This window comes from Streptomyces morookaense, assembly GCF_013030945.1.
GTDB lineage: Bacteria > Actinomycetota > Actinomycetes > Streptomycetales > Streptomycetaceae > Streptomyces > Streptomyces morookaensis.
Genome location: NZ_JABBXF010000210.1, coordinates 1 through 546 on the forward strand (window position 1 = coordinate 1; position 546 = coordinate 546).

1 protein-coding gene is annotated in these 546 nt (G+C 76.6%); it reads left to right on the forward strand.

Translation table 11 applies throughout. The features are described 5' to 3' along the window. Window positions 1–546, forward strand: a 546-nt coding sequence (locus tag HG542_RS34200) for a beta-ketoacyl reductase (RefSeq protein ID WP_171088333.1), incomplete at both ends; no start/stop codon positions are given.

Genomic DNA, 546 nt, shown 5'->3' on the forward strand with positions numbered 1-546 from the left:
CGGTGTCTGGGGCAGCGGCGGCCAGGCCGCCTACGCGGCCGCCAATGCCTACCTCGACGGCCTCGCCCAGGACCGGCGGGCCCGCGGCCTCGCCGCGACCGCGGTCGCCTGGGGTCCGTGGGGCGGGGGCGGCATGGTCGACGCCGGTGAGGAGGAGCGGCTGCGGCTGCGCGGTCTCACCGTGCTGCGGCCGGCCCAGGCGGTCTCCGCGCTGCACGGTGTGCTGAGCAGCGGGGACACCGCGGTCACTGTGGCGGACGTGGACTGGGGGCGGTTCGCCGTCCCGTTCACCCTCAGCAGGCCGAGCGCGCTGCTGGGCGAACTGCCCGAGGTCAGGAGCGCCCTGGCCGACGAGCCCGCCGAACAGGCCGCCGGGGAACCGTCGGCGCTGGTGGAGAAGCTGTCCGGGCTGTCCGAGGCCGAGCAGGAACGGCTGCTCGTCGACACGGTGTGCGCGCACGCCGCGGCGGTGCTCGGGCACAGCGGCTCGGGGGCGGTGGAACCGGACCTGGCGTTCCGGGACCTCGGCTTCGACTCGCTGACCGC